We start from the raw sequence: 20414 nt of genomic DNA, 5'->3' as shown, positions 1-20414 counted from the left end.
GTCCCCTTACAGCTTCAGCAGGCCGGCGTCGTCGACCGAGGCCGAGTGACGGGAGCGGAAGATCGTCACGATGATCGCGAGACCGACCACGACTTCGGCGGCGGCCACGACCATCGTGAAGAAGGCGATGATCTGGCCGTCGAGATTGCCGTGCATCCGGGAGAAGGTGACGAACGCCAGGTTGCAGGCGTTCAGCATCAGCTCGACGCACATGAAGATGACGATCGCGTTCCGCCGGATGAGCACACCGGCGGCACCGATGATGAACAAAAGGGCCGCCAGATAGAGGTAGTTGACCGGGTTCACTTGGCTCCTCCCTCCGAACGGTCCTTGTCCCGCTCCAGCCACCTCTGCGACCGCTGTTCCAGCGCCGCCAGCTCCGCGAGCGCCTCGCCCGACACGTCGCGGATCTGGCCCCGCGCGCGCAGCGTGGGGTTGACGGTGAGCCCGGACGGCGTCCCGTCGGGCAGCAGGCCGGGGATGTCGACGGCGTTGTGGCGGGCGTAGACACCGGGCGCGGGCAGGGGCGGCAGGTGATTGCCGCGCACGCGGGCCTCGGACAGCTCGCGCTGGGTGGCGGCGCGCTCGGTGCGCTCGCGGTGGGTGAGGACCATGGCCCCCACGGCCGCCGTGATGAGCAGGGCACCGGTGATCTCGAAGGCGAAGACGTACTTGGTGAAGATCAGCGCCGCCAGCCCCTGGACGTTGCCGTCGGAGTTGGCCTGGCCCAGCCCGTTGAACTGCCGCAGCGAGGCATGGGCGATACCGGTCATCAGCAGGACGCCGAAACCCAGCACGCACAGCCCGGCCAGCCAGCGCTGGCCCCTGATCGTCTCCTTCAGCGAGTCCGCGGCGGTGACACCGACCAGCATCACGACGAACAGGAACAGCATCATGATCGCGCCCGTGTAGACGACGATCTGCACGATGCCCAGGAAGTAGGCGCCGTTGGCGAGGTAGAAGACCGCCAGGACGATCATCGTTCCGGCGAGCGACAGCGCGCTGTGCACGGCCTTCTTCATCAGCACCGCGCCCAGGGCACCGGCCACGGCGACGACGGCCAGCAGCCAGAACTGGACGGCCTCGCCGGTCGACGTCGTCGAGGCGGCGGCAGCGAGGCTCATGCCTCCACCCCCTCATCCGCGGGCTTCTCGCCCTTGGAGACGGCCACCTGCCGCACCGTCCCCGGCGCGGCCTCCGTCACCAGGCCCCGGTAGTAGTCCTGTTCCGTCATGCCGGGGAAGATCGCGTGCGGGGTGTCGACCATGCGGTCCTCAAGGCCCGCCAGCAGCTGTTCCTTCGTATAGATCAGCGACTCGCGGCTGGAGTCCGCCAGTTCGTATTCGTTCGTCATCGTCAGCGCACGGGTCGGGCACGCCTCGACGCACAGCCCGCACAGGATGCAGCGGAGATAGTTGATCTGGTAGACGCGGCCGTAGCGCTCGCCCGGGGAGTAGCGCTCCTCGTCGGTGTTGTCCGCGCCCTCGACGTAGATCGCGTCCGCCGGGCAGGCCCAGGCGCACAGCTCGCAGCCGATGCACTTCTCCAGGCCGTCGGGGTGCCGGTTGAGCTGATGGCGGCCGTGGAAGCGCGGCGCCGTGTGCTTCTTCTGCTCCGGGTACTGCTCGGTCAGCCGCTTCTTGAACATGGCCTTGAAGGTCACGCCGAAGCCGGCCACGGGGTTCTGGAAGTCAGACACCGTCAGCCTCCTTTCGGTCACTCTGAGTGTCCACCCCACCACTGACAATCAGCTCGCCGTCGCGGCGCGGACGGCGCCGGGGCACCGGCGGCGGTGTCTGACCGGGCAGCGGCGGCACGGGGAAACCGCCCGCCATCGGGTCGAACGCGGGCGGGGGCACCTCGGCGCCCGCACCCGCCTTGTCGCCGTCCTGGCCGCGGTAGATGTCGGCGAGGAGCGAGAGCAGCAGGATCGCGAGGACCGCGCCCCCGACGTACAGCACGATGTCCTGGAAGTCGTAGTTCTCGTTCCGCAACGCCCGTACGGTCGCCACGAGCATCAGCCACACCAGCGAGACCGGGATGAGCACCTTCCAGCCCAGCTTCATCAGCTGGTCGTAGCGCACCCGGGGCAGCGTGCCGCGCAGCCAGATGAAGAAGAACAGCAGCAGCTGCACCTTGATGACGAACCACAGCATCGGCCACCAGCCGTGGTTGGCACCCTCCCAGAAGGCGGAGAGCGGGTACGGGGCCTGCCAGCCGCCCAGGAAGAGGGTGGTCGCGACCGCCGAGACCGTCACCATGTTCACGTACTCGGCCAGCATGAACATCGCGAACTTGATCGACGAGTACTCGGTGTTGAAGCCGCCGACGAGGTCGCCCTCGGACTCCGGCATGTCGAAGGGGGCCCGGTTCGTCTCGCCCACCATCGTCGCGATGTAGATCAGGAAGGACACCGGCAGCAGCAGCACGTACCAACGGTCGTGCTGGGCCTCGACGATCGTCGACGTCGACATCGAGCCGGAGTAGAGGAAGACCGACGCGAAGGCCGCGCCCATCGCGATCTCGTAGGAGATCATCTGCGCGCAGGAGCGCAACCCGCCGAGCAGCGGGTACGTCGAGCCGGACGACCAGCCGGCCAGGACGATGCCGTAGATGCCGATGGAGGCGACCGCGAGGATGTAGAGGATCGCGATCGGCAGATCGGTCAGCTGCATCGTGGTGCGGTGACCGAAGACCGAGACCTCGTTGCCGGCCGGGCCGAAGGGGATCACCGCGATCGCCATGAAGGCCGGGATCGCCGCGACGACGGGCGCGAGGACGTAGACGACCTTGTCGGCGCGCCGGACGATCACGTCCTCCTTCAGCATCAGCTTGATGCCGTCGGCCAGCGACTGCAGCATGCCCCACGGGCCGTGCCGGTTGGGGCCGATGCGCAGCTGCATCCAGGCTACGACCTTGCGCTCCCAGACGATCGAGAAGAGCACCGTCACCATCAGGAACGCGAAGCAGAAGACCGCCTTGATCACCACCAGCCACCACGGGTCCCTGCCGAACATCGACAGGTCCTCGGCGGCGAGCCCAGTCAGCGCAGGGTTCACGAGCGCACCTCCCGTCCCGCGTCCCCGGCGCCCTCGGCGCCCTTGTCGGCGGACGCGCCGATCCGTACGAGCTCTCCCGGACACGCGCCGGTGTCGGAGGCGACGCCGCCGCCCACCGAGTTCAGCGGCAGCCACACCACCCGGTCCGGCATCGGCGTGATGCGCAGCGGCAGCCTGAGCGTGCCGGCCGGGCCGGTCACCGCCAGCCACTCGCCGTCACGCACGCCCGCCTCGGCCGCCGTGGCCGCCGAGAGGCGCGCGAGCGCCGCGTGCCGGGTGCCGGCCAGCGCGTCGTCGCCCTCCTGCAGCCGGCCGCGGTCCAGCAGCAGCCGGTGCCCGGCCAGCACCGCCTCACCACGCTCCGGGCGCGGCAGCGGCCGGCCCGGTTCCGCCGGACCGGCCGCACGCTCACCGCCCCAGCGGCCCAGCCGTGCCAACTCCGCCCGCACCGCCGCGAGATCGGGCAGCGCGAGGCCGGCCTCCATCGTGTCGGCGAGCATGTGCAGCACCCGTGCGTCCGGCAGCGCGTGCCGCCGGGTCACCTGGTCCGGCTTGACCGCGGCCTCGAACGGCCGGGCCCGGCCCTCCCAGTTGAGGAACGTCCCGGACTTCTCCACGACGGCCGCGACCGGCAGCACCACATCCGCCCGGTCCGACACCTCGCTCGGCCGCTGCTCCAGGCTGACGAGGAAGCCCACCGCGTCCAGCGCCTCCCGGGCCCGCGCCGGGTCCGGCAGGTCGGCGACCTCCACGCCGCCCACGAGCAGGGCCGCCAGCTCGCCCGTCACCGCCGCCTCGACGATCTGACCGGTGTCCCGGCCGGGGCTGCGCGGCAGCTCGCTCACACCCCAGGCCGCCGCCGTCTCCTCCCGCGCCCGCGGATCGGTCGCCGGACGCCCGCCCGGCAGCAGCCCCGGCAGGGCCCCCGCCTCGACGGCGCCCCGCTCGCCCGCCCGGCGCGGCATCCACACCAGCCGCGCACCCGTCGCCGTGGCCGCCTCCACGGCGGCCGTCAGCCCGCCCGGCACGCCCGCCAGCCGCTCGCCGACGACGATCACCGAGCCCGCGACGCGCAGCGCCTCCGCCGCCGCCCGGCCGTCCGCGTCCAGGCCCGAGGAGCCCGCCAGGGCCCGCATCCACTCGGTCTCGGTGCCGGGCCCGGCCGGCAGTAGCGTGCCGCCCGCCTTCACCAGGCCCGGCGTCGCGTGCGTGGCCAGCGCGAACGTGCGCTGACCGCGCTTGCGCCACGCCTTGCGCAGCCGCAGGAAGACGCCGGGCGCCTCCTCCTCGGCCTCCAGGCCCACCAGCAGCACCGCCGGGGCGTTCTCCAGCGCCGTGTACGTCACCCCGGTGCCGTCGAGGTCCCTGCCGTGCCCCGCCACGCGGGCCGCGAGGAAGTCGGCCTCCTCGCCGCTGTGCACCCGCGCCCGGAAGTCCACGTCGTGCGTATCGAGCACGACCCGCGCGAACTTGGCGTAGGCGTAGGCGTCCTCCACGGTCAGCCGTCCGCCCGTCAGCACCCCGGCCCGGCCCCGCGCCGCCGCCAGCCCGCGCGCCGCCGCCTGAAGCGCCTCCGGCCAGCTCGCGGGCTCCAGCGCCCCGGCCGCGTTCCGTACGAGCGGGGTCTGGAACCGCTCCGGCCGCTGCGCGTAGCGGAACGCGAAGCGGCCCTTGTCGCACACCCACTCCTCGTTGACCTCAGGGTCCTCGGCCGCGAGGCGGCGCATCACCTTGCCGCGCCGGTGGTCGGTGCGCGTCGCGCAGCCGCCCGCGCAGTGCTCGCAGACCGACGGCGAGGAGACCAGGTCGAAGGGCCGGGCGCGGAAGCGGTAGGCCGCCGACGTCAGCGCTCCCACCGGGCAGATCTGGATGGTGTTGCCGGAGAAGTACGACTCGAAGGGGTCGCCCTCGCCCGTGCCCACCTGCTCCAGCGCCCCGCGCTCCAGCAGCTCGATCATCGGGTCGCCCGCGATCTCGTTGGAGAAGCGGGTGCAGCGCGCGCACAGCACGCACCGCTCCCGGTCCAGCAGGATCTGCGGGGAGACCGGCAGCGGCTTGGCATACGTGCGCTTGTGGCCCTCGAAGCGGGTGTCGGCCTGCCCGGCCGTCATGGCCTGGTTCTGCAGCGGGCACTCGCCGCCCTTGTCGCAGACGGGGCAGTCCAGCGGGTGGTTGATCAACAGCAGCTCCATCACGCCGCGCTGCGCCTTCTCGGCGACGGGCGAGGTGAGCTGCGACTTGACCACCATGCCGTCGGTACAGGTGATCGTGCAGGAGGCCATCGGCTTGCGCTGGCCCTCGACCTCGACGATGCACTGCCGGCAGGCGCCGACCGGGTCCAGCAGCGGGTGGTCGCAGAAGCGCGGGATCTCGATGCCGAGGAGCTCCGCGGCCCGGATGACGAGAGTCCCCTTGGGCACGGAGATCTGGATGCCGTCGATGGTGACGGAGACGAGATCGCCCGGTGGGACGGCCGCGTTCCCTCCTCCGGAGGGGGCGGACGTGGTGACTGTCATGCGTTCACCCCCAGGTGAGCGTGCTGGTGGTTGGCGGGGCCGTCGGCCCACACCGTCGACTTCGCCGGGTCGAAGGGGCAGCCCCGGCCCCTGATGTGCTGCTCGTACTCGGCGCGGAAGTACTTCAGCGAGGAGAAGATCGGGCTCGCGGCGCCGTCACCGAGGGCGCAGAAGGACTTGCCGTTGATGTTGTCGGCGATGTCGTTGAGCTTGTCCAGGTCGCTCATGCGGCCCTTGCCGGCCTCGATGTCCCGCAGCAACTGCACGAGCCAGTAGGTGCCTTCGCGGCAGGGCGTGCACTTGCCGCAGGACTCGTGGGCGTAGAACTCGGTCCAGCGCGTCACCGCCCGCACCACGCACGTCGTCTCGTCGAAGCACTGCAGGGCCTTGGTGCCGAGCATCGAGCCCGCCGCGCCCACGGCCTCGTAGTCGAGCGGTACGTCCAGGTGCTCGTCGGTCAGCAGCGGGGTCGAGGAGCCGCCCGGGGTCCAGAACTTGAGCCGGTGGCCGGGACGCATGCCGCCGCTCATGCCGAGCAGCTGGCGCAGGGTGATGCCGAGCGGCGCCTCGTACTGGCCGGGACCCGCGACATGGCCGCTGAGGGAGTACAGCGTGAAGCCCGGGGACTTCTCGCTGCCCATCGAACGGAACCACTCCTTGCCCTGGTTGAGGATCGCGGGAACCGAGGCGATGGACTCGACGTTGTTCACGACGGTGGGGCAGGCGTACAGGCCCGCGACCGCGGGGAAGGGGGGCCGCAGGCGGGGCTGGCCGCGCCGGCCTTCGAGCGAGTCGAGGAGGGCCGTCTCCTCGCCGCAGATGTAGGCCCCCGCCCCCGCGTGCACGGTGATGTCGAGGTCGAGTCCGCTGCCGAGGACGTTCCGACCGAGATAGCCCGCCGCGTACGCCTCGCGCACGGCCTCGTGCAGCCGCCGCAGCACGGGGACGGTCTCGCCGCGCAGATAGATGAAGGCGCGGCTGGAGCGGATCGCCCAGCAGGCGATCACCATGCCCTCGATGAGGGAGTGCGGGTTGGCGAAGAGGAGGGGGATGTCCTTGCAGGTGCCGGGCTCGGACTCGTCGGCGTTGACGACGAGGTAGTGCGGCTTGCCGTCGCCCTGGGGGATGAACTGCCACTTCATCCCGGTCGGGAAGCCGGCGCCGCCGCGGCCGCGCAGCCCGGAGTCCTTGACGTAGGCGATGACGTCGTCGGGGGTCATCGCGAGGGCCTTGCGCATGCCCTCGTAGCCCTCGTGGCGCAGATAGGTCTCCAGCGTCCAGGAGCGGGGCTCGTCCCAGAAGGCGCTCAGGACGGGCGCGAGCAGCTTCTCGGGACTGGTTTCGAAGATCTCGGGTGCCACGGTCATCCCTCCCCCTCCTCGGTGACCGGCCCGCTGGGGTGATCCGGGTCCGAGGCGGATGTCTTCTGGGGCGCGTCGTGGGCGCTGAGGTGCTCCGGGGGGCGCTCGTCGCGTGGGGGCGCGCCCCGCGGGGGCCCGACCCGGGCGGCGCCGCTCTCCCCCTTGGCCAGCCGCAGCCCGGCCAGCGAGGCCGGTCCGGCGCCGCCGCTCGCCTCGACCGCGCCGGGGCGCCGGTCGGGGAAGCCGGCCAGGATGCGGGCCGTCTCCTGGTACGTGCACAGGGGCGCGCCGCGGGTGGGCTCGACGGTGCGGCCGGCGCGCAGGTCGTCGACGAGCCGGGTGGCGCTCTCGGGCGTCTGGTTGTCGAAGAACTCCCAGTTGACCATCACCACGGGCGCGAAGTCGCAGGCCGCGTTGCACTCGATGTGCTCAAGGGTGACCTTGCCGTCGTCGGTGGTCTCCCCGTTGCCGACGCCCAGGTGGCGCTTCAGCGTGTCGAGGATGGCGTCGCCGCCCAGCACCGCGCACAGGGTGTTGGTGCAGACGCCGACCTGGTAGTCGCCGCCGGCCCGGCGGCGGTACATGGTGTAGAAGGTCGACACCGCCGTGACCTCGGCCGTGGTGAGCCCGAGGAGCCCGGCGCAGAAGCGGATGCCGGTGCGGGTGACGTGCCCCTCCTCGGCCTGCACGAGGTGCAGCAGCGGCAGCAGCGCGCTGCGGCTGTCGGGGTAGCGGGCGATCACCTCCCGGGCGTCCGCCTCGAGCCGCTCCCGGACGTCGGCGGGGTAGTCGGGGGCGGGCAGCGGCGGCATCCCCAGCTGCACTTCGGGGTTGCTCGGTGTGGCGCTCACCGGTCGACGCCTCCCATCACAGGGTCGATCGATGCCACGGCGACGATGACGTCGGCGACCTGGCCGCCTTCGCACATGGCCGCCATGGCCTGGAGATTGGTGAAGGAGGGGTCCCGGAAGTGGACCCGGTAGGGGCGGGTGCCACCGTCGCTGACGACGTGCACGCCGAGCTCGCCCCTGGGCGCCTCCACGGCCGTGTAGGTCTGCCCGGGCGGCACCCGGAAGCCCTCCGTCACCAGCTTGAAGTGGTGGATCAGGGCCTCCATCGAGGTGCCCATGATCTTCTTGATGTGGTCGAGGGAGTTGCCGAGCCCGTCCGGCCCGAGGGCCAGCTGGGCGGGCCAGGCGATCTTCTTGTCCGCGACCATGACCGGGCCGGGCTGGAGCCGGTCCAGGCACTGCTCGACGATGCGCAGCGACTGGCGCATCTCCTCCAGCCGGATCAGGAAGCGCCCGTAGGCGTCGCAGGTGTCGGCGGTGGGGACGTCGAAGTCGTACGTGTCGTAGCCGCAGTAGGGCTGGGCCTTGCGCAGGTCGTGCGGGAGGCCGGCGGAGCGCAGGATGGGCCCGGTGGCGCCGAGCGCCATGCAGCCGGTGAGGTCGAGGTGGCCGACGTTCTGCATACGGCCCTTGAAGATGGGGTTCCCGGTGGCGAGCTTGTCGTACTCGGGCAGGTTCCTGCGCATCTTCTTCACGAACTCGCGCACCTGGTCCACGGCGCCGGGCGGCAGATCCTGGGCGAGGCCGCCGGGGCGTACGTAGGCGTGGTTCATGCGCAGGCCGGTGACCAGCTCGAAGATGTCGAGGACGAGCTCGCGGTCCCGGAAGCCGTAGATCATGATCGTGGTGGCGCCGAGCTCCATGCCGCCGGTGGCGATGGCCACCAGGTGGGAGGAGATCCGGTTGAGCTCCATGAGCATGACCCGGATGACCGAGGCGCGGTCGGGGATCTGCTCCTCGATGCCCAGGAGCTTCTCCACGCCGAGGCAGTACGCCGTCTCGTTGAAGATGGGCGTCAGGTAATCCATGCGCGTGACGAACGTGGTGCCCTGGGTCCAGTTCCGGAATTCGAGGTTCTTCTCGATGCCGGTGTGCAGATAGCCGATGCCGCAGCGGGCCTCGGTGACCGTCTCGCCGTCGATCTCCAGGATGAGGCGGAGCACCCCGTGGGTGGAGGGGTGCTGGGGGCCCATGTTGACGATGATGCGTTCGTCGTCGGCCTGCTCGGCGGCGGAGGCGATCTCGTCCCAGTCGCCGCCGGTAACGGTGTAGACGGTGCCCTCGGTGGTCTCGCGGGGCCCGGCGGGGGCTTCGTGGGGAGTGGAGGAAGTGGACATCAGCTGTACGACCTCCGCTGGTCCGGGGCCGGGATCTGGGCGCCCTTGTACTCGACGGGGATGCCGCCGAGGGGGTAGTCCTTGCGCTGCGGGAAGCCCTGCCAGTCGTCGGGCATCATGATCCGCGTGAGCGCCGGGTGGCCGTCGAAGACCAGGCCGAAGAAGTCGTAGGTCTCGCGCTCGTGCCAGTCGTTGGCCGGGTAGACGCCGACGAGGGACGGCAGGTGCGGGTCGTCGTCGGGGACGCCGACCTCCAGCCTGATCAGCCGGTTGTGGGTGATCGAGCGCAGGTGGTAGACCGCGTGCAGCTCGCGGCCCCGGTCTCCGGGGAAGTGCACTCCGCTGACGCCCGTGCACAGCTCGAAGCGGAGTGCGGGGTCGTCGCGCAGGGTGCGGGCGACGAGCGGCAGCTGCTCGCGGGCGATGTGGAAGGTCAGCTCGCCGCGGTCCACGACCGTCTTCTCGATCGCGCTCTCCGGGAGGATCCCCTGTTCCTCCAGGGCGCCCTCCAGCTCGTCGGCCACCTCGTCGAACCATCCGCCGTACGGCCGGGCGGTGCCGCCGGGCAGCACCACGGTGCGCACGAGCCGGCTGTAGCCGGTGGTGTCGCCGCCGTTGTCCGCGCCGAACATGCCGCGGCGGACGCCGATGACCTCGCCGGAGTCCTCCCGCTGGGCGGGAACCTGATCGGCGGGGCCGGGGGTCCGTTCGTGCTCGCTCACCGGAGCAGCCCCTTCATCTCGATCAGCGGCAGGGCCTTGAGCGCCGTCTCCTCCGCCTCCCGCTCCGCCTCCTCGCGGTGGGCGCCGAGCTTCTCGGACTGGATCTTCTTGTGCAGCTTGAGGATCGAGTCGAGGAGCATCTCGGGCCGGGGCGGACAGCCGGGCAGGTAGATGTCGACCGGCACGATGTGGTCGACGCCCTGCACGATCGCGTAGTTGTTGAACATGCCACCGCTGGACGCACAGACGCCCATGGAGATCACCCACTTGGGGTTCGGCATCTGGTCGTAGACCTGGCGCAGCACCGGCGCCATCTTCTGGCTGACCCGGCCGGCGACGATCATCAGATCGGCCTGGCGGGGCGAGCCGCGGAAGACCTCCATGCCGAAGCGGGCCAGGTCGTAGCGGCCCGCGCCGGTGGTCATCATCTCGATGGCGCAGCAGGCGAGGCCGAAGGTGGCCGGGAAGACGGACGCCTTGCGCACCCACCCCGCGGCCTGTTCGACGGTGGTCAGCAGAAAGCCGCTGGGCAGCTTTTCCTCGAGTCCCATGTCGCGAAGCCCCCTAGTCCCATTCCAGGCCGCCGCGGCGCCAGACGTAGGCGTAGGCGACGAAGACGGTGAGCACGAAGAGGAGCATCTCCACGAGCCCGAACAGCCCCAGGGAGTCGAAGGTGACGGCCCAGGGGTAGAGGAAGACGATCTCGATGTCGAAGACGATGAAGAGCATCGCCGTCAGGTAGTACTTGATCGGGAAGCGGCCGCCACCGGCCGGGTGCGGGGTCGGCTCGATGCCGCATTCGTACGCCTCGAGCTTGGCGCGGTTGTACCGCTTGGGCCCGATGATCGATGCCATGACCACGGAGAAGATCGCGAAGCCTGCACCGAGGGCTCCCAGTACGAGGATGGGCGCGTAGGCGTTCACCGCTCCTCGCTCCTTCCAGTCTGTCGACGCTGACTGCTGGCTGACCGGACCCGGTGGCGGGCTCACGGCCCCCCTGCCGGCGAGTCGTTCCCCGCGGGGCCGCCGCGAAGATCGCCGGCATGTGAGGCAGTTCACAAGCCCGGGTCGATTGCATCCTATGCCCGTCGGTCTGTGATCTGCGACACGGCGAACGCGACCACGTTTGTGATCTCCACCACCTGACGAACGATCATGAAGTCGGATGAGCAGTGATCTTCATACGCGAAGCGGTCGAGTGGTCACCAGGCGTGACATTCCGGGGCTCCGGCGCTGGTCGGAGCGGTGAGGCATTATCAAGCCGTGGTGCATCCAAGCAAATTGGCGCTACCCGCTGCCAACTGATAAGAGGCACGCATTCCCTGGAGCGGCGACCATCGGCACGCGCTGCCGGACGGGAGGCCGCCGAGACTCCGGGAGGGGCGGGCGTTGCGTGAGTTCCGCCACGCGCCGAGAGGTTCGGGGTCCGGTTTTGCTGGGTAGCCTCGACGGGCAGGCCGTAAAGGTGATAAGACCACCGGCGGCCGTCGGTTCGATCGTCAAATGCCGTGCTGAGGCGCCTGATCGCCCTTCCGGGACGGGTCCGTGCCGTGACCCTCCCGTGACCAGATGGCCCGAATTCTGGGCGCGTTCACATCAATTGTGACGCACGTCACTTACCTTGAACTCAACCTGCGCGTACTGATAGTCCGTTGTCCCATGTCCCCGAACGCGCACATAACCAGCCACCGGAAGCCCCGTCGCCCCGCGACCCAGTCGTGGGTCGTCCGCACGGGTGTTGCCGGTGGCGTCCTCAGCACCCTGGCCGTGGCCGGCACCGCTTCCGCCACCACCGCCGAGAAGCCCACCGAGGCGACCATGGAGATGCCCGCGTTCAACGCGGCGCTGTCCACCTCCATCGCGCAGAGCGCGGTCGCCACGCAGCAGACCGCTGTGGACTACCAGGTCCGCGCACAGGTGGAGGAGGCGGTCGACCAGGCCAAGGCCGACGCCAAGAAGGCGAAGGAAGAGGCGGAGCGCAAGGCCGAGGCCGAGCGCAAGGCCCAGGAGAAGCGCGAGGCCGACGAGGCCCGTGCCTCCCGCACGAGCGAGCGCGGCTCCCTGGGCACGAAGGCGACGTCCGCGTCCGGTTCCTCCTCCTCGTCCTCCTCCGCCGCGACGGGCAGCTCCTCCGCCCTGGTCTCCTTCCTGCGCGCGCAGCTCGGCAAGGCCTATGTGATGGGCGCCACCGGCTCGTCCTCGTACGACTGCTCGGGCCTGGTCATGGCTGCCTACAGCCAGATCGGCATCGACCTGCCGCGCGTCTCCCAGGACCAGTCGACGGCCGGCACCCAGGTCTCGACCTCCAACCTCCAGGTCGGCGACATCCTCTACTGGGGCGCCGCGGGCAGCGCGTACCACGTGGCCGTGTACGTCGGCGGCGGCAAGTTCATCGGTGCGCAGAACCCCAGCACCGGCATCGTCGAGCGCGACATGAGCTACTCCCCGCCGACGGGTGCCGTCCGCGTCATGTGACGCGCGTTGCGCCTGCCGCACAGCGACACACAGAAGGGCCGCCGTTCCCCCCGCTCGGGACGGCGGCCCTTCGGCATACCCCGGGTGCCCACCCCCGTTGTCCACGGGCACCCGGTTCCCCCTGTGCCGGTTCCCGAGTGTGCGCCGGTGCCCGCCGACAGAGCAAACCCCTTCGGCCCGGATCGAATTCGCATGTATGCATGACGGGGTCCGGGCCGGAAACCCGCAGGTGGCGGTCGGTGAGCGCCCGGACACTGGACCGCCCGCCGTGCGGGGGCGTTCGCACGGCGGGCGGGGTGCGGGGCGGTGTTCCGTGCCCGTGGGTCAGGGGTGACGGCCGGCGGCGCGGCGACCGGCTCCGTCCATGACGCGGTCGGCCATGACGCGGTCGGCCATGAAACAGCCGTTCATGACGCAGCCGTTCATGACGCGCACAGTCCCTTCACGAGGGAGCCGTCCCGAGCTCAATCGGAATGGCTTCTCCTCATTACTTCCGTAAAGCCAACACGCCGAAACGGCGCGAAAGCTACTCGAAAGGGTGAATCGACTCGGTCCGCAACCCGGTCCGCAACCTCTAGGAGCGCGGCGCGACCTTGCTCAGACCGTTGATGATGCGGTCCATCGCGTCGCCGCCCGTCGGGTCGGTCAGGTTCGCCAGCATCTTCAGCGTGAACTTCATCAGCAGCGGATGCGTCAGCCCGCGCTCCGTCGCCAGCTTCATGACCTTCGGGTTGCCGATGAGCTTCACGAACGCCCGGCCGAGCGTGAAATAGCCCCCGTACGTGTCCTTGAGGACCTTCGGATAGCGCAGCAGTGCCAGCTCCCGCTGGGCGTACGAGGAGCGGGCGTGCGCCTGGACGATGACGTCGGCGGCGAGCTGCCCGGACTCCATGGCGTAGGCGATGCCCTCGCCGTTGAAGGGGTTGACCAGGCCGCCCGCGTCACCGACCAGCAGCAGGCCGCGCGTGTAGTGCGGCTGGCGGTTGAAGGCCATGGGCAGGGCGGCGCCGCGGATGGGGCCGGTCATGTTCTCGGGGGTGTAGCCCCAGTCCTCGGGCATCGAGGCGCACCAGGCCTTGAGGATCTCGCGCCAGTCCAGCTCCTTGAAGGAGTTGGAGGTGTTCAGAACGCCCAGGCCGACGTTGCTGGTGCCGTCGCCCATGCCGAAGATCCAGCCGTAGCCGGGGAGCAGCCGGTCCTGCGGGCCGCGCCGGTCCCACAGCTCCAGCCAGGACTCCAGGTAGTCGTCGTCGTGGCGCGGGGAGGTGAAGTACGTGCGGACGGCCACGCCCATCGGGCGGTCCTCGCGCCGGTGCAGGCCCATGGCCAGGGACAGCCGGGTGGAGTTGCCGTCGGCCGCGACGACGAGGGGGGCGCGGAAGAGCGCCGGGGCCTTCTCCTCGCCGAGTCTGGCGTGCACGCCGGTGATGCGGCCCGTGCGGTCGTCGATGACGGGCGCACCGACGTTGCAGCGCTCGTGGAGCCGGGCCCCGGCCTTCACGGCCTGCTGGGCGAGCTGCTCGTCGAAGTCGTCACGCTTGCGGACCAGCCCGTAGTCCGGGAACGAGGCCAGGTCGGGCCAGTCGAGCTCCAGACGCACGCCGCCGCCGATGATGCGCAGGCCCCTGTTGCGCAGCCAGCCCGCCTCCTCGGAGATGTCGATGCCCATCGACACGAGCTGCTTGGTGGCGCGCGGGGTGAGGCCGTCGCCGCACACCTTCTCGCGCGGGAAGGCCGTCTTCTCCAGGAGGAGGACGTCGAGGCCGGCCTTGGCGAGGTAGTACGCGGTCGTGGAGCCGGAGGGTCCGGCCCCGACGACGATCACATCAGCGCTGTGTTCGGTAGGGGACTCGGTCACGGCGGCTCTCCCGTTCGGCGAGGGGATGGTCGCCGCCGAGTCTATGAGCCGGAGGGGAACGGAAGGTCGCCGACCGCCCGTTCCCCTCCGGCCCCCGGTCGTCAGCCGACGTCGTACGGACCGACCCACCAGAACTTCAGGGCCGTGTCGAAGATCGTCCGCGCGTCGGGGTAGAAGCGCTCGCGCTCCGAGAACATGATCGCGTACTCGGTGCCGTTGGCGTCCACGTACGCCTGGTTGAGGGCGTGCATGACCTCGCCGTTCTTCTCCTTCCAGGACCATTCCCACAGGGCGCCCGGCCGGCCCAGGAAGGTGTTCGCGGTCATCTGCAGCCGCTGGTAGCCCTCCTGCTTACCGACCTGCTTCTCCATCTCCTGGAAGTGGTCGTACGCCGACTTGCCTTCGCTCGGCACGATGCCGATCCGGAACTGCCCGGGGCCGGTGGGGCCCGAGTAGTCGATCTGGTTGCCTCCCCCGGTCCTGCGCTGCCAGTACTCGGGAATCGCGAAGGAGAAGCCCTCCGGAGAGGTCATGAGCTGGTAGCCCTTGGGCGGCTGACCCTTGGGAGGGCGGGGCTTGGCGGCCGACGCGGACGGCGACGGGCCGGTGCCGGGCCCGGACGGCCGGTCCTTGGCCGCGTCGCCCCGGCCCCCGGTGGGGGCCCCGGACGGCGCCGGGCTGTGCGCGGCGGCAGGCGCCTTGGCGTCCTGGCCCTTGTCGCCCTTGTCGCTGTTCCGGACGATCATCACGCCGGCCGTCGCGGCGCCACCGACGAGGAAGGCCGCCAGGCCGATGGCCACCCATACGAGCGGCCGGCTCACGGAGCGGGCGGGGGCGGCGGGGGGCGGGGTGGTGGGGGCGAACGGCGACGCGGGGACCGGAGCGGGGGCCGGAGCTTGGGTCCGGGCCGGGGCCTGAGCCGGAGCGGGGGCCGCTTGAGCTTGGGCCGGAGCTTGGGCCGGTGCCGCAGCCTGGGCCGGAGCCGGGCCCTGTGCCGAAGCCTGGGCCGGCGCGGACGGCGCGGACGGCGCGGACGGCACAGACGGCGGCGGTGCGAACTGCGGCATTGGCGGCGACTGCGACGGCTGGGGAGCCGGTGCCGGCTGCGGCGACGGCTGCTGCGCCGGCTGCGCGGACGGCACGGGCGGCGCCGAAGGCAGCGGGGGCGACACAGGGGCCGGGGCCGGGGCGGGCGCGGTGAGGCCCGTACGCGTCATGAAGCCCGTACCGCGTGTCTGTCCCAGCACCCCGGCGAGCAGCACCGCGCCCGCGGTCCACAGCAGGCCGAACAGCAGCAGTTCGCCCACGTTCGTGGCGACCGACGCGTCGGTGCCCCGCGGCCGGGACGAGAAGGAGGACGAGGACGACCCCGTCGTCATCTCCATCGCACCGCCGGAGACGAAGGACAGCAGCCACAGCGCCGCCAGGAAGAACACCCCGGACAGCACCTGCTCGCCGCGGCCCGCCGAACGCCGGGCCGCCGTCACGGCCAGGATCACCGCGCAGGCCACACCCACCCCGACGGCACCGGCCTGGGCCCAGCCGCCCGCGAGGTCACCGATTTCGGAGAGGCCGAGGGTGCCGCCGTTGTGACGGCCGTGCTCGGTGCTGGAGCCTTCCACGCCCGCGCCCCAGGACACGCCGAGCGCCATGAGGCCGAGGTTGGCCAGGACGGGCAGCGAGCCGGCCCAGGCCCAGTCGCCCGCCTCGTCCGGATGGAAGGCGATGACGAAGAAGACGATCAGGCCGCACAGCGCCACCGCCAGCCCGAGGGCGCGCAGGGCCGTGCCCCACGCCCGTACGGCCGCCTGTGCGCCGGCGCTCAGATGCCCGGCGGCCTCGTCGCGGCAGAGCACCGCGCCGCCCACCACGCCCGCCAGGGCGAGCGAGAACAGCGCGGCGAGCACCGGGGTGGTGGAGACGGTCACGATCTCCAGGTCCGGCCGGCCGACGAGGCCGAGCACCAGCACGACGGCCGCGCACAGCAGCGCGATCCGCAGGGCGGCCTCCGCACCGCCGCCGTGGCCTGCGGGCCGCGAGCGGCGCAGCCGCTTGGCGCCGAGGGCCACCGCGCCCGCCCACAGGGCGGTGACGGTCAGCGGCCATACGGACAGCGAGCCACTGCCGCGTATGAACAGCGACAGCAGACCGCCGCCACCGCCGGCCTCCACCTCCAGGGTCGCGCCCAGGCCCTGCAGCAGCAGGGCGACCGCGGTCTGGAAGCGGTCGGACCAGTTGCCGAGCCCCAGGCGCTCGTAGGCGTCGGGCGACGGCAGCGAGATGACGAGCGCCAGGCCGAGCAGGAGAGCCGCCGGCCACGCCGCGGCCTTCGCCGATCCCGCCCAGTCACCCGTGAGGGCGCGGCGCAGGAACAGCGCCCCGCGCGAGGGCGGGGCGTAGGGGGCGTACGGCGGTGGGGTGCCGGGCAGCGGCGGCCGCCCCGGTGGAGCCGGGGACGTGCCGGAGGGCGGCGGCGGGGGCCCGGGCGGCATCGCGGGAGCCGCAGCCGGGCCCGCGGCGGTGACCGCGGGAGCTACGGAAGCCGCGGCTGCGGCAGCCCTCTCCGCCTCCGGCCGTTCCTTTCCGCACTTCATGCAGAAGCGCGCGTCCGGTACGAACGCGGAACCACAGGCGGGACAGAACGAGGGCATAGGGCCTCCGGGATTCGGGCTGGATCATGACCGTGGAAGGTCAAGATCGTACCGATCGCCGGGGGCCCGCCCATGACAACGGCAGGACGCGCAATAAGCCTGCCCTGCCCGGTATTTACCCGTTCCGCAGCGCTACGCGAGCTTGGTGCCGCGGTGCAGCGCGACGACCCCGCCCGTCAGGTTGCGCCAGGCCACCTTCGTCCAGCCCGCCTCCTGCAGGCGCGTCGCGAGCCGCGGCTGGTCCGGCCACTCCCGCATCGACTCGGCGAGGTAGACGTACGCGTCCGGGCTGCTGCAGACGGTCCGCGCGAGCGGCGGCAGCGCGCGCTTGAGGAACTCGGTGTAGACCGTGCGGAACGGCTCCCACGTGGGGTGGCTCGACTCGCAGATCACCACGCGCCCACCGGGCTTCGTCACGCGCAGCATCTCGCGCAGCGCGGCGCCGGTGTCCTGGACGTTGCGCAGGCCGAAGGAGATGGTGACGGCGTCGAAGACGTCGTCCGCGAAGGGCAGCTTCGTCGCGTCGCCGGCGGTCAGCGGCAGCCACGGGTTGCGCTTCTTGCCCTCGCGCAGCATGCCGGTCGAGAAGTCGCACGGCACGACGTAGGCGCCGTCGGCGGCGAAGGGGAGCGAGGAGGTTCCCGTGCCGGCCGCGAGGTCGAGGACCTTCTCGCCGGGGCGGGCGGCGACGGCCTGCGCCACGGCCTTGCGCCACAGGCGGGCCTGGCCGAACGTGATCACATCGTTGGTCAGGTCGTACTTCGCCGCCACGTCGTCGAACATCGCGGCGACTTCGTGCGGCTGCTTGTCCAGGGAGGCTCGGGTCACGGACCCATTGTTCACCACGGGCCCGCGCGGCTTCGGACGGGGACCGGACGGGGACGGCTCGCCCGGGAAGGACCGGCCGTCCCCGCACTGCTCGTCCTGCCGGGCGGAAGGGGCGGGGGCGGCTCGCGTTGATGCCGCCGCTCTGACGTGCGGAGCGGCGGCCCTTACGGAGCACTGATGGGTCGCTCAGAGTTCGACCAGGCTCCCCAGATCAATAGTGACGGGGAACGGCTGGTCGGTCTCCAGCTTGCTGGTGTGACAGGGGCGGACAGGACGCGGGATGTACACGCCCGTGTCGGTGTTGAGCCAGTACTCATGCACTTGGGGTAGGCCGTCTTCGCCCCGCTCCACACGCCAGTAGCACGGCACACCCGCTGAGGCATACAGGGCCGGCTTGCGAACCCGGTCGTCCTGCTGCGAACCCGGGGACACGACCTCGACCATGAGAACAACCTTCTCCACGAGAATGTGCTTCGCTTCCATGATGTCGATGCCTCGCTTGTCGAAGACGACGACATCAGGAACCGGAGGGTTGTACTTGTCGATCAGAACGCACTGTTCAGAGAGAACGGCGTAGGGCTCCTGAAGGCAATCATTCAGCCGCCTCTCGATACCCGCACGCATCATGTTGTGCCACAGGACCGGCCTCCCCCGAACCACGATCATTCCGTCCACGAGCTCCCAGTCGACCGGCAGCTCCAGGTCCTCGACCAGATCCACCGTCCAGCCTTTCTCAGGCGGGAACATCCAGTTCTCAGGAGTGGCCTTCTCCAGCCGTTCTGCGATCATCACTGCTCCCATAGATGCGAGTGTGGACGCGGGTGCGGATCGCGGTCCCATATACGACGGTAGCGTCACCCGAAGTAATGAACGGGCCCCCACGCCGCCCTCAGCGCCCCCGGAACACCAGCCGCCCCGCAAGCACCGTCGCCACGCACGTCCCCGCGCCCGCCTCGACGAGCGCCGCCTCATCGCGTACAGCGAACGCCGCGAGATCGGCCCGTCCGCCCACGACGAGCGGCTCCGCGATCGCCCCCGCGAGGTCGTACGCGTGCTGGAACGGGTCGAGATCGGGCTCGCCCACCTGGACGCCCGGCGCCTGCACCGCGGACACGACCCGCAGCCCCGACCGCGCGACCGCCGTCGACACCACCGGGTCGCCGAAACCACCGGCCACCGCCGTCGTGCCGTGCCGCAGCATCTGCTGCAGGCCGCGGCGGACGCTGCCCGCCCAGCGGGTCCCCGTCATCTCCAGGGCCGCCAGCCGCTCGCCGGTCAGCATCCGCTCGCCCAGCTCGTCGTACTCGCGCGGGTCCGGGTGGTAGGCGCACTCCAGCAGCCACTTGGCGTGCCACTGGCGCAGGCCCGGCGTGAGCACGCCCGGCCAGCGGCGCACCCGCGCCCCCGGGTGGTCGGCGGCGAGCTGCTCGTACGGGCCCGTCGCCGCGACCCGGTCGCCGTCCACCGCCACCGCCCCGCCGGGCACGGCGGCCGCGCCGGAGCCGGTCAGCAGCAGGTCGGCGACGTGGAGCGTGAGCAACGCGTCAGCTCGCCTGGACGATCTTCAGCTCGGGATGGGCCGTGCCGCCCTCGATCGCGGTCGAGGACAGGTGCGAGACGACGCGGTCGTCGACCGGGTCGTTCGCCGGGTCGTCGTGCACGAGCAGGTGCTCGTACGTCGTGGCGCGCTGCGCCGGGACGCGGCCCGCCTTGCGGATGAGGTGGATGAGCTCCATGCGGTTGGAGCGGTGCTTGGCGCCGGCCGAGGAGACCACGTTCTCCTCCAGCATGACGGAGCCCAGGTCGTCGGCGCCGTAGTGCAGCGAGAGCTGGCCCGCCTCCTTGCCGACCGTCAGCCAGGAGCCCTGGATGTGGGCGACGTTGTCGAGGAAGAGGCGCGCGACGGCGATCATGCGCAGGTACTCGAAGATCGTGGCCTGCGTGCGGCCCTTCAAGTGGTTGTTCTCGGGCTGGTAGGTGTACGGGATGAAGGCGCGGAAGCCGCCCGTACGGTCCTGCACGTCACGGATCATCCGGATGTGCTCGATGCGCTCGGCGTTGGTCTCGCCGGTGCCCATGAGCATCGTGGAGGTCGACTCCACACCCAGGTTGTGGGCGAGCTCCATGATCTCCAGCCAGCGCTCGCCGGACTCCTTCAGCGGCGCGATGGCCTTGCGCGGCCGCTCCGGCAGGAGCTCGGCACCGGCGCCCGCGAACGAGTCGAGACCGGCGGCGTGGATGCGGCGGATGGCCTCCTCGGCCGGGACACCCGAGATGCGCGACATGTGCTCGATCTCGGAGGCACCGAGGGAGTGGATGACGAGCTGCGGGAACTCCTTCTTGATCGCCGCGAAGTGCTCCTCGTAGTACTCCACGCCGTAGTCCGGGTGGTGGCCGCCCTGGAACATGATCTGCGTGCCGCCCAGTTCCACGGTCTCCGCGCAGCGGCGCAGGATGTCGTCGAGGGGGCGGGTCCAGACCTTGTCGCTCTTCGGCGGGGCGTAGAAGGCGCAGAACTTGCACGCGGTGACGCACGAGTTCGTGTAGTTGATGTTCCGCTCGATGATGTACGTCGCGATGTGCTCGGTGCCCGCGTAACGCTTGCGGCGCACCGCGTCGGCCGCGGCTCCCAGCGCGTGCAGCGGCGCGGAGCGGTAGAGCTCGAGCGCCTCCTCCGGGGTGATCCGGCCACCGGCGGCGGCGCGGTCGAGGACGGACTGAAGGTCGGCGTTCTCGGTCACCGGGCGTCCCTTCGG

At 71.0% G+C, this 20414-nt stretch carries 18 protein-coding genes; 1 reads left to right on the top strand and 17 read right to left on the bottom strand.

The genetic code is table 11. From position 1 onward, the window contains the following. Positions 1–6: 6 nt before the first annotated feature. From nuoK to AB0F13_RS23035, 11 genes are read right to left on the bottom strand one after another with little or no spacing between them, the layout of a single operon-like run. Complete coding sequence (gene nuoK, locus AB0F13_RS23085) at positions 7–306, bottom strand: NADH-quinone oxidoreductase subunit NuoK (protein ID WP_362085393.1); 300 nt, start codon at positions 304–306, stop codon at positions 7–9. Continuing rightward, positions 303–1124, bottom strand: coding sequence for an NADH-quinone oxidoreductase subunit J (locus AB0F13_RS23080; RefSeq protein WP_362085390.1), 822 nt, complete (start codon positions 1122–1124; stop codon positions 303–305). The genes nuoK and AB0F13_RS23080 overlap by 4 nt, the downstream gene beginning before the upstream one ends. Then, on the bottom strand, positions 1121–1699 hold the full coding sequence (gene nuoI / locus AB0F13_RS23075; protein WP_362085387.1) for an NADH-quinone oxidoreductase subunit NuoI: 579 nt from the start codon (positions 1697–1699) through the stop codon (positions 1121–1123). The genes AB0F13_RS23080 and nuoI overlap by 4 nt, the downstream gene beginning before the upstream one ends. Next, positions 1692–3017: an NADH-quinone oxidoreductase subunit NuoH gene (gene nuoH, locus AB0F13_RS23070; protein ID WP_362085534.1), complete on the bottom strand. Its 1326-nt coding sequence runs from the start codon at positions 3015–3017 to the stop codon at positions 1692–1694. Before nuoH ends, nuoI begins: the two co-directional genes overlap by 8 nt. 38 nt (positions 3018–3055) lie before the next feature. Beyond that, the gene (locus AB0F13_RS23065) at positions 3056–5575 is read right to left on the bottom strand and encodes an NADH-quinone oxidoreductase subunit G (protein WP_362085384.1); all 2520 of its coding nucleotides are present in this window, start codon (positions 5573–5575) and stop codon (positions 3056–3058) included. Next, the gene (gene nuoF / locus AB0F13_RS23060; RefSeq protein WP_362085381.1) at positions 5572–6942 is read right to left on the bottom strand and encodes an NADH-quinone oxidoreductase subunit NuoF; all 1371 of its coding nucleotides are present in this window, start codon (positions 6940–6942) and stop codon (positions 5572–5574) included. The genes AB0F13_RS23065 and nuoF overlap by 4 nt, the downstream gene beginning before the upstream one ends. Then, positions 6939–7748: an NADH-quinone oxidoreductase subunit NuoE gene (nuoE, locus tag AB0F13_RS23055; protein ID WP_362085531.1), complete on the bottom strand. Its 810-nt coding sequence runs from the start codon at positions 7746–7748 to the stop codon at positions 6939–6941. Before nuoE ends, nuoF begins: the two co-directional genes overlap by 4 nt. A 35-nt stretch (positions 7749–7783) precedes the next feature. Further along, a complete protein-coding gene (locus AB0F13_RS23050; RefSeq protein ID WP_362085378.1) occupies positions 7784–9124 on the bottom strand; it encodes an NADH-quinone oxidoreductase subunit D in 1341 nt (446 codons plus the stop codon). Beyond that, positions 9124–9846 (bottom strand): NADH-quinone oxidoreductase subunit C, encoded by a 723-nt coding sequence (locus AB0F13_RS23045; RefSeq protein ID WP_362085375.1) that lies wholly within the window; start codon positions 9844–9846, stop codon positions 9124–9126. Before AB0F13_RS23045 ends, AB0F13_RS23050 begins: the two co-directional genes overlap by 1 nt. Further along, positions 9843–10397: an NADH-quinone oxidoreductase subunit B family protein gene (locus AB0F13_RS23040; protein ID WP_362085372.1), complete on the bottom strand. Its 555-nt coding sequence runs from the start codon at positions 10395–10397 to the stop codon at positions 9843–9845. Before AB0F13_RS23040 ends, AB0F13_RS23045 begins: the two co-directional genes overlap by 4 nt. Positions 10398–10410: 13 nt before the next feature. Beyond that, positions 10411–10770 (bottom strand): NADH-quinone oxidoreductase subunit A, encoded by a 360-nt coding sequence (locus AB0F13_RS23035; RefSeq protein ID WP_071964090.1) that lies wholly within the window; start codon positions 10768–10770, stop codon positions 10411–10413. Between the two features lie 735 nt (positions 10771–11505). On the opposite strand from AB0F13_RS23035, the gene AB0F13_RS23030 reads away from it, so the two are divergent. Then, positions 11506–12321, top strand: a complete 816-nt coding sequence (locus tag AB0F13_RS23030) for an NlpC/P60 family protein (RefSeq protein ID WP_362085368.1) — start codon at positions 11506–11508, stop codon at positions 12319–12321. A gap of 574 nt (positions 12322–12895) precedes the next feature. On the opposite strand, the gene AB0F13_RS23025 is transcribed toward AB0F13_RS23030, so the two are convergent. The 6 genes from AB0F13_RS23025 to mqnC all read right to left on the bottom strand — a co-directional run bounded on the left by AB0F13_RS23025 (position 12896) and on the right by mqnC (position 20399). Continuing rightward, positions 12896–14179, bottom strand: coding sequence for a geranylgeranyl reductase family protein (locus tag AB0F13_RS23025; protein WP_362085365.1), 1284 nt, complete (start codon positions 14177–14179; stop codon positions 12896–12898). A 101-nt stretch (positions 14180–14280) separates the two neighbouring features. Beyond that, the gene (locus tag AB0F13_RS23020; protein WP_362085362.1) at positions 14281–16671 is read right to left on the bottom strand and encodes a hypothetical protein; all 2391 of its coding nucleotides are present in this window, start codon (positions 16669–16671) and stop codon (positions 14281–14283) included. 291 nt (positions 16672–16962) lie between these two features. Continuing rightward, the gene (locus AB0F13_RS23015; protein WP_362085359.1) at positions 16963–17658 is read right to left on the bottom strand and encodes a demethylmenaquinone methyltransferase; all 696 of its coding nucleotides are present in this window, start codon (positions 17656–17658) and stop codon (positions 16963–16965) included. A gap of 186 nt (positions 17659–17844) precedes the next feature. Next, positions 17845–18459: a Uma2 family endonuclease gene (locus AB0F13_RS23010; RefSeq protein WP_362085356.1), complete on the bottom strand. Its 615-nt coding sequence runs from the start codon at positions 18457–18459 to the stop codon at positions 17845–17847. A gap of 88 nt (positions 18460–18547) precedes the next feature. Continuing rightward, a complete protein-coding gene (locus tag AB0F13_RS23005) occupies positions 18548–19198 on the bottom strand; it encodes a hypothetical protein (RefSeq protein ID WP_362085353.1) in 651 nt (216 codons plus the stop codon). 4 nt (positions 19199–19202) lie between these two features. Then, the gene (gene mqnC / locus AB0F13_RS23000) at positions 19203–20399 is read right to left on the bottom strand and encodes a cyclic dehypoxanthinyl futalosine synthase (protein ID WP_362085350.1); all 1197 of its coding nucleotides are present in this window, start codon (positions 20397–20399) and stop codon (positions 19203–19205) included. Positions 20400–20414: the final 15 nt, after the last annotated feature.

The organism is Streptomyces sp. NPDC026206, assembly GCF_040638465.1.
In the GTDB taxonomy this organism is placed as follows: domain Bacteria; phylum Actinomycetota; class Actinomycetes; order Streptomycetales; family Streptomycetaceae; genus Streptomyces.
Note: the sequence above shows the minus strand (reverse complement) of the source record. Positions and strands in the feature narration are given on the sequence as shown.

What these genes read in the sequence shown, in the direction of transcription:
- AB0F13_RS23040 (WP_362085372.1), bottom strand. Translation starts at nt 10,397, where the DNA reads ATGGGACTCGAGGAAAAGCTGCCCAGCGGCTTTCTGCTGACCACCGTC.
- AB0F13_RS23030 (WP_362085368.1), top strand. Translation starts at nt 11,506, where the DNA reads ATGTCCCCGAACGCGCACATAACCAGCCACCGGAAGCCCCGTCGCCCC.
- AB0F13_RS23050 (WP_362085378.1), bottom strand. Translation starts at nt 9,124, where the DNA reads ATGTCCACTTCCTCCACTCCCCACGAAGCCCCCGCCGGGCCCCGCGAG.
- AB0F13_RS23020 (WP_362085362.1), bottom strand. Translation starts at nt 16,671, where the DNA reads ATGCCGCCCGGGCCCCCGCCGCCGCCCTCCGGCACGTCCCCGGCTCCA.
- nuoE (WP_362085531.1), bottom strand. Translation starts at nt 7,748, where the DNA reads ATGCCGCCGCTGCCCGCCCCCGACTACCCCGCCGACGTCCGGGAGCGG.
- AB0F13_RS23010 (WP_362085356.1), bottom strand. Translation starts at nt 18,459, where the DNA reads ATGGGAGCAGTGATGATCGCAGAACGGCTGGAGAAGGCCACTCCTGAG.
- nuoF (WP_362085381.1), bottom strand. Translation starts at nt 6,942, where the DNA reads ATGACCGTGGCACCCGAGATCTTCGAAACCAGTCCCGAGAAGCTGCTC.
- nuoH (WP_362085534.1), bottom strand. Translation starts at nt 3,017, where the DNA reads ATGTTCGGCAGGGACCCGTGGTGGCTGGTGGTGATCAAGGCGGTCTTC.
- AB0F13_RS23065 (WP_362085384.1), bottom strand. Translation starts at nt 5,575, where the DNA reads ATGACAGTCACCACGTCCGCCCCCTCCGGAGGAGGGAACGCGGCCGTC.
- AB0F13_RS23080 (WP_362085390.1), bottom strand. Translation starts at nt 1,124, where the DNA reads ATGAGCCTCGCTGCCGCCGCCTCGACGACGTCGACCGGCGAGGCCGTC.